The organism is Acinetobacter sp. CAU_H_60, from assembly GCF_058599385.1.
The window spans coordinates 15,505-30,046 of the sequence record NZ_CM178653.1; the positions used below are offsets into that span (position 1 = coordinate 15,505).

8 protein-coding genes, 2 tRNA genes and 3 rRNA genes are annotated in these 14,542 nt (G+C 44.1%); 7 read left to right on the forward strand and 6 right to left on the reverse strand.

Features of this window, described 5'->3' with window-relative positions; translation table 11 throughout:
* Positions 1-102: 102 nt before the first annotated feature.
* From AC4MBN_RS00065 to AC4MBN_RS00085, 5 genes are all read right to left on the reverse strand, one after another.
* The gene (locus tag AC4MBN_RS00065; protein ID WP_419365825.1) at positions 103-1,008 is read right to left on the reverse strand and encodes a matrixin family metalloprotease; all 906 of its coding nucleotides are present in this window, start codon (positions 1,006-1,008) and stop codon (positions 103-105) included.
* 119 nt (positions 1,009-1,127) lie between these two features.
* On the reverse strand, positions 1,128-1,571 hold the full coding sequence (locus AC4MBN_RS00070) for a hypothetical protein (protein WP_004780368.1): 444 nt from the start codon (positions 1,569-1,571) through the stop codon (positions 1,128-1,130).
* A 119-nt stretch (positions 1,572-1,690) separates the two neighbouring features.
* Positions 1,691-3,631 (reverse strand): molecular chaperone DnaK, encoded by a 1,941-nt coding sequence (gene dnaK / locus AC4MBN_RS00075; protein WP_104426786.1) that lies wholly within the window; start codon positions 3,629-3,631, stop codon positions 1,691-1,693.
* 118 nt (positions 3,632-3,749) lie between these two features.
* Entirely contained in the window at positions 3,750-4,298 is a 549-nt protein-coding gene (gene grpE / locus AC4MBN_RS00080; RefSeq protein WP_419365824.1) for a nucleotide exchange factor GrpE, read from the reverse strand.
* Between the two features lie 725 nt (positions 4,299-5,023).
* Complete coding sequence (locus AC4MBN_RS00085; protein ID WP_180014787.1) at positions 5,024-5,518, reverse strand: hypothetical protein; 495 nt, start codon at positions 5,516-5,518, stop codon at positions 5,024-5,026.
* 213 nt (positions 5,519-5,731) lie between these two features.
* Between AC4MBN_RS00085 and AC4MBN_RS00090 the strand changes: the two genes are divergently transcribed.
* Positions 5,732-6,802 carry an alpha/beta hydrolase gene (locus AC4MBN_RS00090; RefSeq protein WP_491880453.1) on the forward strand — a complete coding sequence of 357 codons (1,071 nt, stop codon included), beginning with the start codon at positions 5,732-5,734 and terminating at the stop codon, positions 6,800-6,802.
* A 45-nt stretch (positions 6,803-6,847) separates the two neighbouring features.
* Here the strand turns inward: AC4MBN_RS00090 and AC4MBN_RS00095 are convergent, their stop codons facing one another.
* On the reverse strand, positions 6,848-7,519 hold the full coding sequence (locus AC4MBN_RS00095; protein ID WP_419365823.1) for an acetoacetate decarboxylase family protein: 672 nt from the start codon (positions 7,517-7,519) through the stop codon (positions 6,848-6,850).
* A gap of 103 nt (positions 7,520-7,622) precedes the next feature.
* Between AC4MBN_RS00095 and AC4MBN_RS00100 the strand changes: the two genes are divergently transcribed.
* The 6 genes from AC4MBN_RS00100 (at position 7,623) to rrf (ending at position 14,158) form a co-directional block, all read left to right on the forward strand.
* A complete protein-coding gene (locus AC4MBN_RS00100; RefSeq protein ID WP_302700185.1) occupies positions 7,623-8,195 on the forward strand; it encodes a peptidylprolyl isomerase in 573 nt (190 codons plus the stop codon).
* Positions 8,196-8,630: 435 nt separating this feature from the next.
* Positions 8,631-10,168: ribosomal RNA gene (locus AC4MBN_RS00105) — 16S ribosomal RNA — on the forward strand.
* A 61-nt stretch (positions 10,169-10,229) separates the two neighbouring features.
* Positions 10,230-10,306, forward strand: a tRNA-Ile gene (locus AC4MBN_RS00110).
* Between the two features lie 105 nt (positions 10,307-10,411).
* Positions 10,412-10,487: transfer RNA gene (locus tag AC4MBN_RS00115), tRNA-Ala, on the forward strand.
* 462 nt (positions 10,488-10,949) lie between these two features.
* A 23S ribosomal RNA gene (locus AC4MBN_RS00120) occupies positions 10,950-13,841 on the forward strand.
* Between the two features lie 202 nt (positions 13,842-14,043).
* Positions 14,044-14,158 (forward strand): 5S ribosomal RNA (gene rrf, locus AC4MBN_RS00125).
* The 16S, 23S and 5S rRNA genes sit together here with 2 tRNA genes alongside, the layout of an rRNA operon.
* The last annotated feature ends 384 nt before the right edge of the window (positions 14,159-14,542 follow it).

Consider the following 14,542-nt stretch of genomic DNA (forward strand, 5'->3'; position numbering starts at 1 on the left):
CCTAAGACGTCCTACTGTTCTTCACAATAACATGAAATGAAACCGGGTTGTATTTTTACTAGCCTAAACACATAAATAATATAGGGAATTAAAACCTGAATTTTATCGAGTATACAACAAGGTCTTGTCTGCCGGACGCAGTTTGAAATCTTGCAGATTCTGTTCACCCAATACCGGATACATCAAGGCTTCCGGATCATTATGATGATAGAGGCCCAAGGCATGGCCCAGCTCATGTGCCAAAGTTAAAAGTAAATCATCTTTGGCATCAAACTGGTAAATCTGGATCTTATCTCCCATAAAAATACCCTTATGAAACTGGCGTGGGGGAAAGCGCTGCTGGGCCTGCTGGATATTTCGCTGATGGCTTTGCACACTGTTTTGATGAACAGAAACCTGCTGGTTAAACGAGGATAGCTGTTCTTGAAGATAAGCATATTCGCGCTTAAAACTTTCCAGTTTAGGCTTGAGCATTTCCATCTCATACTGAAGCTGTTCACGCTCGGCAGATGAGCTGGCCTGTTGACGGCGTTGCAATAAGGTTTGAAATTCAAACTCAAGCTGACTTTTTTGCTGGATCAGTCGTTGCTGCTGATCTTCCAGATTTTTCTGTGAAACTTGCAGATTGCTGACTTCACGCTGATATCTGGCTTCATCGGCAAGTAACTTTTTTTCGACCTTTTTAAAGGCTTCATAGTCCTGTTGGCGTTGATCATAAATCAGTTGAATGGCCAGCTGAGCATTCTCATCATAGACCATCAGATCATCGCGATTGGTTCCTTCATGCCAGATCTGAATCGCTTCCTGACTTAATTGAATGACCTCATCACGGGTCAAGCCAAAACCGGGATCGACTTGGTCAATCCGGAAACGTAAGCGGGTATCAAAAGGATGGGTCAAACGGTCAGCCAGGGAATTAAATTTTAATTGTGGATGGGTCTTAGTTTGTAGATGCAAAAACAGTGACACAATGAAAACGACAATCCCCAGAAAGCTTAAAAGACGCATAGTATTTTTTTAAATATTGTTTGGCTCAATGTAGCTAAAAAAACAGCAAAATCCTAGCGTCAGAGCGATAAAGAGTGGCAATAAAAACCGTGCTTATGCACGGTTCTGCTCAGGCCAGATTATGATTTTTTGCCTTTCCATTGCTCAACCTGTCTTGGCATATTGGAATGATAGATAAAGCCAAGGCCTATACCATTCAATAAGAAGATCATAAATTCAATTAAATATTTCAGGTTATAGGAATGTCTGGTTTGGTGATTAAAGGCATACAGTGTGATTTCAGATTTAAAGATCTGGAAAATAATATAGCTCAGCAATCCAATACCTAGAATGATAAAACCTTTTCCGGAAGGATAGCGCTGAGGTACAGCCAGAATCAGCAACACAATGATAGCAATCAGAAAGCCTAAGGAAAAAGAAGCTTCAATTCCGAAGGTTTGCAGGTAATTAAAAGGCGCGAGTACCACATTCGGCGGTAAGATCAGAAGCAGATTGCCCATCGGGTAGAGCAGCATGATCGCAAGCCCGGAAGCCAGAAGAAAAAGCTTAATAAAATTCTGCATACGTTTTTATTTTTAAGTTATTTATTTCATTATAGTTTAATTAAAAAAGATTCTATTGCCTATGCATTGAGCAAAAAAAAAGACCGCATAAAATGCGGCCTTTTTCTCAAAATGACAAATTATTTTTTGTCATCTTTTACTTCAGTGAATTCAGCATCAACTACGCCGTCATCTGCTTTTTGAGCTTGGCCTTCACCGCCTTGGAATGCATTAGGATCGAAACCTTGTGCACCGCCTTGGCCTTGAGCTGCTTCATAAGCACGTTGAGTGATCGGCATAATAATATTTTGCAATGCTTCAGTTTTCGCTTTGATTGCTTCAACATCATTTTCTTTCGTAGACGCTTCTAACTCAGAAACCGCAGTTTCGATTGCAGTTTTTTCGTCAGCAGTCACTTGTTCGCCAAGATCTTTTACTGCTTTTTGAGCAGAAGAAACTAACGCATCCGCTTCGTTACGTGCTTTAGCCAGTTCTTCGAACTTGCGGTCTTCTTCAGCATTCGCTTCAGCATCTTTGATCATTGCTTCGATTTCAGCATCAGACAAACCTGAGTTTGCTTTGATCTGAATCGATTGCTCTTTACCAGTGCTCTTATCTTTCGCAGATACTTTCAAGATACCATCCGCGTTGATGTCGAACGATACTTCAATTTGTGGCACACCACGTGGAGCAGGTGGGATGTCGCCTAACTGGAAGTTACCCAACAATTTGTTTTGTTGAGCCATTTTACGTTCACCTTGGTAAACTGAAATGTCTACAGCAGGCTGGTTGTCCGCAGCAGTTGAGAACACCTGAGATTTCTTCGCAGGAATCGTCGTGTTTTTCTCAATGATTGGAGTCAACACGCCACCCATGGTTTCAATACCAAGAGTTAGTGGAGTTACGTCAAGAAGAAGTACGTCAGTTTTGTCACCAGACAATACCGCACCTTGGATCGCAGCACCCATTGCGACTGCTTCGTCCGGGTTCACGTCTTTACGTGGTTCACGACCGAAGAATTCTTGTACTTTTTGTTGTACAAGTGGCATACGAGACTGACCACCTACCAGGATTACGTCAGAGATGTCAGAAGTTGAAAGACCAGCATCTTTCAGCGCAATCTTACAAGGCTCGATGGTACGAGCTACAAGATCAGCAACTAAACCTTCAAGTTTTGCACGAGTTACGTTGATCACTAAGTGTTTAGGACCAGTCGCATCTGCAGTGATGTATGGAAGGTTGATTTCAGTTGCGTTAGAAGAAGAAAGCTCGATTTTTGCTTTTTCAGCTGCTTCTTTCAGACGTTGTAACGCAAGTGGATCGTTCTTCAAGTTCACGTTTTGTTCTTTCTTGAACTCTTCAACCAGGTAGTCGATCAATGCATTATCGAAGTCTTCACCACCCAGGAAGGTATCACCGTTAGTTGATAACACTTCGATTTGCTGGTCGCCATCAAGATCCGCAATCTCAATGATTGAAACGTCGAAAGTACCACCACCCAAGTCGTATACCGCAACTTTACGGTCGCCTTCTTTCTTGTCCATACCGAACGCAAGTGCCGCAGCAGTTGGTTCGTTGATGATACGTTTAACTTCTAGGCCTGCAATTTTACCTGCATCCTTAGTTGCTTGACGTTGTGCATCGTTGAAGTAAGCAGGAACAGTAATCACCGCTTCAGTGACTGTTTCACCTAGGTAGTCTTCTGCAGTTTTCTTCATTTTTTTCAGAACTTCTGCAGAGATCTGTTGTGGAGCAAGTTTCTTGTCGTTTACTTCAACCCAAGCATCACCATTGTCAGCTTTCAGGATTTTGTAAGGAACCAGACCGATATCTTTTTGTACCGCTTGGTCTTCATAACGACGACCGATCAGACGTTTGATCGCGAATAATGTGTTTTTAGGGTTGGTTACCGCTTGGCGTTTAGCTGATTGACCAACAAGGATCTCGCCATCTTTGTACGCAATAATAGATGGAGTTGTACGTGCGCCTTCAGCGTTTTCGATAACTTTAACTTTATCGCCTTCAAGTACTGCAACACATGAGTTTGTAGTACCTAAGTCAATACCAATGATTTTAGCCATTTGGATGTTTCCTCAAAAATTTTTTTGTGATTTACACTTGTTATCCGATATGAGAGCCGTTCAATTTTTTTCAAGTAAATTTTTAGAAAAAATTTCACAAACTCCCGATTTATTTCGCTTAAGCGCCAACCATGACCATTGCAGGACGTAATAAACGACCATTGAGGGCATAGCCTTTTTGCAAGACTGTACCGATTTCATTAGATTTAGCATTTGGATCAATACCGACTGCCTGATGCAGGTCTGCATTAAAACCATTTGCGGTATCAACTGCGACTACACCAAATTTCTCTAGTGTATTGAGCAACGCTTTCAGCGTCAGTTCTACGCCTTCACGTAACGGGCCCTGTTCTTCGCCTGCAGCAACAATCGCGCGCTCCAGGTTATCTACTGTATCTAGCAGCTCTTTAGAGAACTTTTCCAGAACAGTGTCTTTATGTTTTTCTGATTCACGCTGAATACGTTCTACACTTTTTTGTGCTTCGTAAACTGCATTGGCAGTGCGTGCTTTTTCTAACTTTAAGTCACCTTCAAGTTGTGCAATCTGCTCTTGTAAAGATTCAACGGTAACTTCTACTTGTTCAGGTTCAGCTTGAGTTTGCTCTACCTCTTGTGTCACTTGCTCTTGCTCAAGATCTTGAACTTGTTCGTTCTGCTCAGTTGCCATTGATTTACTCCGTTTAAATGGGTTTTTAAACATGTACAGTCCTTGGGCGTCAGAGTTAACTGCGTTAATACTGAACTGCCATGATTGAAATTTTTAATTATTTAAAGAAATCGGGGCAGGGGTAAAAAATTCAAGCACAAGTACAGATTAATTTTAGGATTTATTTAGATTTAATGACTTTCATAAAAGCAGCATCGTATTTTTAGATAGAAATAATAATTTTTATCTGTTTTAAATATTTTTAGAACAGGTGCATCATAGCATCATTAACAGCGGCCTTGTTCTGAGGAGAGAGCTGGACCAGGTTGCTGTTGCCTTATTTTTTAAGCTGTTTTTTCCAGTCGGATACCTCACACATGGTCCGGCTTTTTTTTGTCCAGATTATTTTTTAGACATAAAAGCGATTAATAACTAAGCAATAAAGTATTACACAAAAAATGAGCAACGCTATATTATTCATTTCAGATTCTATCGCTGTAGTTTCTTCTCTTTTTTAGAAATGTGTTTTCGTGGCTTATCTTTTCTCTAGATAAGCCTTTTTTTTTGCCTGAAATTTGTTACGGTTTTTCGACTTATAAGATGGGATCATCTTAATCAAGACTATGCTGAGTGAAAACATTTCTTCTATTAAAAGAAAATAACTGGAATGAGATCAAAACCATAAAACTCAGTCCATAAAAAAGCCCTGATTTAAATCAGAGCCTCTCTTTTTATTTATATTCTGCCTAATCGCGGCGATTACGTGGTCGCTGCTGTTCCTGCTTACGTCGCTGATCATTCCAGCGTGGATTATTGGAGCGGTTTTGCTGAACCCGTTTACGCTGCTGTTCTGCCACTTTTTTACGTTGTTCCAGTTGCTGGCGACGTTTACGTTCGGCCTGCGCCTGTTTCTGACGCTGATTACTCAGATTTTTGCGTTGCTGTTCCAGACGTTGTCGTTCCAGTTGAGTTTTACGACGGTCCAGTTCTATTTGTCGACGACGTTCCTGTTCCCAGTTACGCTGCTGAATATTTTTGCGACGTTCCAGTTCCAGTCTCTTACGCTGCTGTTCGTATTCCCAGCGCTGCCGGTCATAGCGGCGGTCTTGATCATAACGATAGTCATAACCTCGATCGCGACGGTCATAACGTCCGTCATAATAACCATCATCAGGAAAAGCCACACAGCCTACGGCTAAAAATGCAGTGGCTAAGGATACCGTTATTATTTTTATCGCCATAAGCTATCTCCTTTTATACAGACTTCTACATCAAAGTCGCAAAAGTGCTGTAAAAATCTCACTTAAACTGTCAATGACATCTGATTAAATTCAGGTTAGCGTATTTGGCAGATGATCTATGTACATTGATATTAAGACTTATATAAGAATATGGTCACTAAAACCCTAATCATGTAGAAAAAATGAAGAATTATGGGAAAAGGATGAAAACTCATGGGTGCGAATAATCCGGTCACAAAATTTGTAATGGATAAGGGGCAGGGCACTGCAGCACGCTTGCTGGATTGCCTGCCGAGCTTTGCACAAGAACGTCTGATAAAAGCATTGGATTATCCTTATGACTATCCTGATTTGGATCCTTATATAAAATGCTTGATGGCGATTCAGATCAAACAGGGACAGCACAGTTTTATTAGTGAAGATGCGGTGCAGTCACGTCAACTGTTTGATGAACGCATGAAAGCTATTCAGGCGAAACCGACGCCGGTCAAGGCAGTCGAGGATCTGCGTCTGCCATTGCAAAATGGCACTATCTTTGCCCGACATTATCATCCGGCACCACAGAAAAAATTGCCGATGGTCATTTTCTATCATGGTGGTGCATTTATAGTGGGTGGTCTGGATACGCATGATGAATTTTGCCGTTTATTGGCGGTGCATGCCAAGGTGCAGGTACTCAGCGTGGCTTATCCGCTAACGCCGGAATACAGTCCTTTGCAGATGGTACAGGTCTGTGAAGATGCTCTGGCTTGGGTGCATCAAAACATCAAGCAGCTGAAAATCTATAAAAACCAGATTGTAGTGGCAGGGGATAGTGCAGGTGGAAATCTGGCGGCAGTGGTTGCGCAGCGGAGTGCCGATAAAATCTATGCACCTCGCGCACAGTTATTGCTTTATCCGGCAGTCGATTTTAAAAGCCGCCATCCTTCTTTTTATGCCTATAACCAGGGCTTGGTACTTTCAGCTCAGGATATTGATCTGGTGACCAAGCTATATGCTGAAACACATCAGGTCGAACTGGACGATCCGCTGATTTCACCGACCTATGGTGAACTGAAGAATCTGCCACCTGCCTATGTGATTACCGCCCGTCATGATGTGCTGCATGATGAGGGTTCAATCTATGCATTGAAGTTACGTGAGAATGGGGTGCGAGTGTATTATCAAGAATATACGGATCAGGCACATGGTTTTATCAATCTGACCCCAATTCATAAACGTTCAAAAAAGCAGGTCATTGAACTCAGCAAGAATTTCCGTAAATTCCTGGATAAGAAGATCTGATTCAAAAATAGATGTAAAAAAGGTGTTTCACGTGAAACACCTTTTTTATTTTTTATGGATCTTGGCTTCTGGAAAGACCAGATTAAATTTAGGCACATAAAAGCTTTGTAAATATTTAGCTTTAGAAAAATCTGGGAATATATCTTGAGTATCTTGCCACTCTGCCTGAGTAAGCTTGGATAAATAACCCCGAAATTGGGGGCTAAACTGATAATGTTGGGATTTCCAGGTTTGCCTGATTTTTAGCATGGAGCTTGGAAGGTGATGACTATTTAAATAGAAAGAACGAGGAGATTTAGGTTTTTTAAGACGAAGCGTCATGCTTTGCCCACGATGAGTAATGCGACAAATCGTTTCCTGTCCCTGTTCTTGCCAGTCAAACTCTGCATATTCTTTAGGAATACCCCACAAGTGCTGACCATGCACAATAGATTCATGAGTAGAGACATAAATTTTCGGAATAGTCGAAAGACGTCGTCTGCTAATTAAAGGATGATCCATAATCAGTAATTCATCATAAGGACCCACAGGAGAATGATGATAGCGCACTAATAGAATCTGAACGACACGGCCGAGTGGAGATGGCGCAATCCGAAAACTCTGAAATTCACGAATAAAATGAGGGGTAATCCAGTAATTCAGAATAAAACCCTCCCCTTGCAAATGCCAGGGTGGAAATTGATGGACGCTTTTCTCCTGTAGTAATGCATGGCTCATTATTATTCTCTTGTCTTTAGTCGGCAGGTCACTGCATTATTAGTCATGAAAGATTAATATGTTGTGAATCTCAACCTTTCTTTATCAGTAGATGAGTTAAAAAATGTTAAAAAAATCATTATCTGCTATCGCGTTGATCGCATTTAGCTTGCCAAGTTTTGCTGCCAATACCCTGATTGAGATGAAAACCTCATCCGGTAATATCGAAATTGAACTCTTTAATGACAAAGCACCGATTACGGTGAAAAACTTTGAAGAATATGTCAAAAGCAACTTCTATACAGGAACCATCTTCCATCGGGTCATTCCAGGCTTCATGATTCAAGGGGGAGGCTTTGATCTCAACATGCAGGAAAAAGCCAATAATAAAGCTTCAATCAAGAATGAATCAGATAATGGTTTGCAAAACAAACGTGGCACTTTGGCCATGGCACGTACCAATGATCCTAATTCGGCGAAAGCGCAATTCTTTATTAACCTGGTAGATAACAGTTTTCTGGACCGTTCACCAAGAAATGCTGGATATGCGGTATTTGGGCGGGTTACTAAAGGTATGGAGGTAGTCGATAAGATCGCTCAAGTACCTACTCAGAACTATGGCATGCATCAGGACGTTCCGAAAACAGCCGTAAAAATCAACAGTGTGACCATTAAAACACCAAGCGTGAAAAAGTAAGTGAAAAATAAAACATAAATGTTTTGTTTGTATTTTCTTTGGAATATTATGAACTTATGTAACAATTGGTAGAAAAATGAACCAATTTGGTGCATAAAAATGAAACAGTCATGATTGGTGTGCGTTAAAAGCACTTGCTTGTGTAGGAAATTGCCCTATAATGAGCTCATACCGACGAGATAGACGGAAACGAACGAAACGCGAAGCGTTGAGTTGTTAAGTTTATCGAAGTCCAGCTTCTGGCATTGACGAGATGTTAGAAAGATCATTAAGAGATTATGAAGAACAACTTGTGTGGATTTTTACTGGTTGATTGATCGAAATTATTTTCATTGATTGAATGGTAGAAATTACTCGAAGTTTATTTGAGAAATATTTGTCAGAAAATTGATGAGCCAAGTTTAAGAGTTTTACTTATAAAACTCGAAATGATTTTAACTGAAGAGTTTGATCATGGCTCAGATTGAACGCTGGCGGCAGGCTTAACACATGCAAGTCGAGCGGGGATAGGGTGCTTGCACCTGATTCCTAGCGGCGGACGGGTGAGTAATGCTTAGGAATCTGCCTATTAGTGGGGGACAACGTTCCGAAAGGGACGCTAATACCGCATACGTCCTACGGGAGAAAGCAGGGGATCTTCGGACCTTGCGCTAATAGATGAGCCTAAGTCGGATTAGCTAGTTGGTGGGGTAAAGGCCTACCAAGGCGACGATCTGTAGCGGGTCTGAGAGGATGATCCGCCACACTGGGACTGAGACACGGCCCAGACTCCTACGGGAGGCAGCAGTGGGGAATATTGGACAATGGGGGCAACCCTGATCCAGCCATGCCGCGTGTGTGAAGAAGGCCTTTTGGTTGTAAAGCACTTTAAGCGAGGAGGAGGCTTACCTGGTTAATACCTGGGATAAGTGGACGTTACTCGCAGAATAAGCACCGGCTAACTCTGTGCCAGCAGCCGCGGTAATACAGAGGGTGCAAGCGTTAATCGGATTTACTGGGCGTAAAGCGCGCGTAGGTGGCTAATTAAGTCAAATGTGAAATCCCCGAGCTTAACTTGGGAATTGCATTCGATACTGGTTAGCTAGAGTATGGGAGAGGATGGTAGAATTCCAGGTGTAGCGGTGAAATGCGTAGAGATCTGGAGGAATACCGATGGCGAAGGCAGCCATCTGGCCTAATACTGACACTGAGGTGCGAAAGCATGGGGAGCAAACAGGATTAGATACCCTGGTAGTCCATGCCGTAAACGATGTCTACTAGCCGTTGGGGCCCTTGAGGCTTTAGTGGCGCAGCTAACGCGATAAGTAGACCGCCTGGGGAGTACGGTCGCAAGACTAAAACTCAAATGAATTGACGGGGGCCCGCACAAGCGGTGGAGCATGTGGTTTAATTCGATGCAACGCGAAGAACCTTACCTGGCCTTGACATACAGAGAACTTTCCAGAGATGGATTGGTGCCTTCGGGAACTCTGATACAGGTGCTGCATGGCTGTCGTCAGCTCGTGTCGTGAGATGTTGGGTTAAGTCCCGCAACGAGCGCAACCCTTTTCCTTATTTGCCAGCACTTCGGGTGGGAACTTTAAGGATACTGCCAGTGACAAACTGGAGGAAGGCGGGGACGACGTCAAGTCATCATGGCCCTTACGGCCAGGGCTACACACGTGCTACAATGGTCGGTACAAAGGGTTGCTACTGCGCGAGCAGATGCTAATCTCAAAAAGCCGATCGTAGTCCGGATCGCAGTCTGCAACTCGACTGCGTGAAGTCGGAATCGCTAGTAATCGCGGATCAGAATGCCGCGGTGAATACGTTCCCGGGCCTTGTACACACCGCCCGTCACACCATGGGAGTTTGTTGCACCAGAAGTAGGTAGTCTAACCTTAGGGAGGACGCTTACCACGGTGTGGCCGATGACTGGGGTGAAGTCGTAACAAGGTAGCCGTAGGGGAACCTGCGGCTGGATCACCTCCTTAACGAAAGATTGACGATTGGTAAGAATCCACAACAAGTTGTTCTTCATGACGATGTATCTGAGGGTCTGTAGCTCAGTTGGTTAGAGCACACGCTTGATAAGCGTGGGGTCACAAGTTCAAGTCTTGTCAGACCCACCACTACTTGAGTGAGGGTCAGCAAAACATGTTTTGCCCGAACGCAAGGCTAACGAACGAAAGTGAGTGCGCAGGCAGTAATACGATACATTGACTTATTGATAAGCTGGGGACTTAGCTTAGTTGGTAGAGCGCCTGCTTTGCACGCAGGAGGTCAGGAGTTCGACTCTCCTAGTCTCCACCAGAATACTTTTTAAAGCACTGCTTTTAAAAAGTATGCAAGACAAGATCACGAAGTGATCGCGTAGTTGTCTTGGAGGTTAAGCCTTAGTCAAACGGTTTGATAGCTTATAGAGCTTAGTAAGAAAGCGGCGTATAATGCGCGGCATTGTTATTAACCTCTGTGATTTATCACAGTAATGCAGTCCGACGAGGATGCATTAAATCATTAACAGAATATATTTGAGTTGAAATAATTTGTTCATACTCATGAAAGAGCGGAAACAAGAGATCGCAAGATTGATTGTTGAAGTGATTGAATGAGAACTAGCGAAATTAACTGAATCAAGCGTTTTGGTATATGAATCTAATTGAAGCTGTACGGTAGTTAAATCTACGAGATGCCAACTGTATGAGAGTGATGAGTAATCATCACAATCTGTTGCTCATCCTACTTGTAGGGATGAACGACTGTTTGGGGTTGTATAGTCAAGTAATTAAGTGCATGTGGTGGATGCCTTGGCAGTCAGAGGCGAAGAAAGACGTGATAGCCTGCGAAAAGCTCCGGGGAGGCGGCAAATATCCTGTGATCCGGAGATGTCTGAATGGGGAAACCCACCGGCTATAAGGTCGGTATCATAAACTGAATACATAGGTTTATGAGGCGAACGCGGAGAAGTGAAACATCTCAGTATCCGTAGGAAAAGAAATCAATTGAGATTCCCTCAGTAGCGGCGAGCGAAAGGGGAACAGCCCATTAAGTCATATCAGTTTTAGTGGAATGCTCTGGGAAGTGCAACCATAGTGGGTGATAGTCCTGTACACGAAAGGGCTGATATGATGATGTCGAGTAGGGCGAGGCACGTGAAACCTTGTCTGAATATAGGGGGACCATCCTCTAAGGCTAAATACTCCTGACTGACCGATAGTGAACCAGTACCGTGAGGGAAAGGCGAAAAGAACCCCTGTGAGGGGAGTGAAATAGATCCTGAAACCGCATGCATACAAGCAGTGGGAGCCACTTTGTGTGGTGACTGCGTACCTTTTGTATAATGGGTCAGCGACTTATATTCAGTAGCGAGGTTAACCGAATAGGGGAGCCGTAGAGAAATCGAGTCTTAATAGGGCGTTTAGTTGCTGGGTATAGACCCGAAACCGGGTGATCTATCCATGAGCAGGTTGAAGGTTGGGTAACACTAACTGGAGGACCGAACCCACTGTCGTTGAAAAGCCAGGGGATGACTTGTGGATAGGGGTGAAAGGCTAATCAAACTCGGTGATAGCTGGTTCTCCCCGAAAGCTATTTAGGTAGCGCCTCGGACGAATACCATTGGGGGTAGAGCACTGTTTCGGCTAGGGGGTCATCCCGACTTACCAAACCGATGCAAACTCCGAATACCAATGAGTACTATCCGGGAGACAGACTGCGGGTGCTAACGTCCGTAGTCAAGAGGAAAACAATCCAGACCGCCAGCTAAGGTCCCTAAATCATAGTTAAGTGGGAAACGATGTGGGAAGGCATAGACAGCTAGGAGGTTGGCTTAGAAGCAGCCACCCTTTAAAGAAAGCGTAATAGCTCACTAGTCGAGTCGGCCTGCGCGGAAGATGTAACGGGGCTAAAACTATGTACCGAAGCTGCGGATTTGCAATTTATTGCAAGTGGTAGGGGAGCGTTCTGTAAGCCGATGAAGGTGTGTTGAGAAGCATGCTGGAGGTATCAGAAGTGCGAATGCTGACGTGAGTAACGACAAAACGGGTGAAAAACCCGTTCGCTGAAAGACCAAGGGTTCCAGTCCAACGTTAATCGGGGCTGGGTGAGTCGACCCCTAAGGCGAGGCCGAGAGGCGTAGTCGATGGGAAATTGGTTAATATTCCAATACTTCAGTGTAATGCGATGAGAGGACGGAGAAGGTTAAGTCAGCCTGGCGTTGGTTGTCCAGGTGGAAGACAGTAGGCATGCATCTTAGGCAAATCCGGGGTGCTCTATGCTGAGAGTTGATAGCAAGCCAGTTTACTGGTGAAGTGGCTGATACCATACTTCCAGGAAAAGTCTCTAAGCTTCAGTTACACTGGAATCGTACCCGAAACCGACACAGGTGGTCAGGTCGAGTAGACCAAAGCGCTTGAGAGAACTCTGCTGAAGGAACTAGGCAAAATGGTACCGTAACTTCGGGAGAAGGTACGCTGTTGATGGTGATGGGACTTGCTCCTTGAGCTGTTGACAGCCTCAGAAACCAGGCCGCTGCAACTGTTTATTAAAAACATAGCACTCTGCAAACACGAAAGTGGACGTATAGGGTGTGATGCCTGCCCGGTGCTGGAAGGTTAATTGATGGGGTTAGCGTAAGCGAAGCTCTTGATCGAAGCCCCAGTAAACGGCGGCCGTAACTATAACGGTCCTAAGGTAGCGAAATTCCTTGTCGGGTAAGTTCCGACCTGCACGAATGGCATAATGATGGCGGCGCTGTCTCCAGCAGAGGCTCAGTGAAATCGAATTCGCCGTGAAGATGCGGTGTACCCGCGGCTAGACGGAAAGACCCCGTGAACCTTTACTGCAGCTTGACATTGAACTTTGATCTTACTTGTGTAGGATAGGTGGGAGGCTTTGAAGTGGTGACGCTAGTTGCCATGGAGCCGTCCTTGAAATACCACCCTGGTAATATTGAGGTTCTAACTCTGCTCCCTGATCGGGAGCGAGGACCATGTCTGGTGGGTAGTTTGACTGGGGCGGTCTCCTCCTAAAGAGTAACGGAGGAGTACGAAGGTGCGCTCAGCGTGGTCGGAAATCACGCGTAGAGTATAAAGGCAAAAGCGCGCTTAACTGCGAGACCCACAAGTCGAGCAGGTACGAAAGTAGGTCTTAGTGATCCGGTGGTTCTGTATGGAAGGGCCATCGCTCAACGGATAAAAGGTACTCTGGGGATAACAGGCTGATACCGCCCAAGAGTTCATATCGACGGCGGTGTTTGGCACCTCGATGTCGGCTCATCTCATCCTGGGGCTGAAGCAGGTCCCAAGGGTATGGCTGTTCGCCATTTAAAGAGGTACGCGAGCTGGGTTTAGAACGTCGTGAGACAGTTCGGTCCCTATCTACCGTGGGCGCTGGAAATTTGAGAGGATCTGCTCCTAGTACGAGAGGACCAGAGTGGACGAACCTCTGGTGTACCGGTTGTGACGCCAGTCGCATCGCCGGGTAGCTATGTTCGGAAGGGATAACCGCTGAAAGCATCTAAGCGGGAAGCCTACCTCAAGATAAGATTTCCCTAGGACTTTATGTCCTCTAAAGAGCCGTTGAAGACTACGACGTTGATAGGTTGGATGTGGAAGTGCAGTGATGCATGAAGCTGACCAATACTAATTGCTCGTGAGGCTTGACTATACAACACCCAAGCAGTTGTATATAAAGCATCAATTGATTTCATATTGATCTAACGATCAGACGAAGCCTTGATTTAGTTAAGCTAATCGAACAAACTACTGCGACTCAGATACATCTGTTAATGCATTCTATTTGAAGAAAGCTAGGCAAACGAAGCGCAAGCAACGTAAATAAGACCATAGCGAGTAAGCATACCAGTTGTGCTGGCGACCATAGCAAGAGTGAACCACCTGATCCCTTCCCGAACTCAGAAGTGAAACCTCTTAGCGCTGATGGTAGTGTGGGGTTTCCCATGTGAGAGTAAGTCATCGCCAGCTCATTATTCCAAAAGCCCTCTGCTCATGCAGGGGGCTTTTTTTATATTTATATAATCACTTTTCTCTCTTTAACGACTAATTTTTTACAGCTGTATAATCTCTGATCAGCTGTAAAATGTTATACTACTCGTGTAAATATTTTTTATTCTCTGAGTCATATGCAGCAGATTCTCATAAACACATTTGTGTTGATATGGCTCAGTTTGATTTCTCCACAGCTATACGCTGTAACAGAATTAAATTTTGATCATCATCAGTATGTCAAACTCGATGGAGAATGGGATTTCTACCCCAATCAGCTGATTGATCCCACTTCTGGGCAGTGACCATCTCAGTTAACTTCCTCTAATCAGACTCTTGCTGCTGAAAAAGTTCATTTACCTA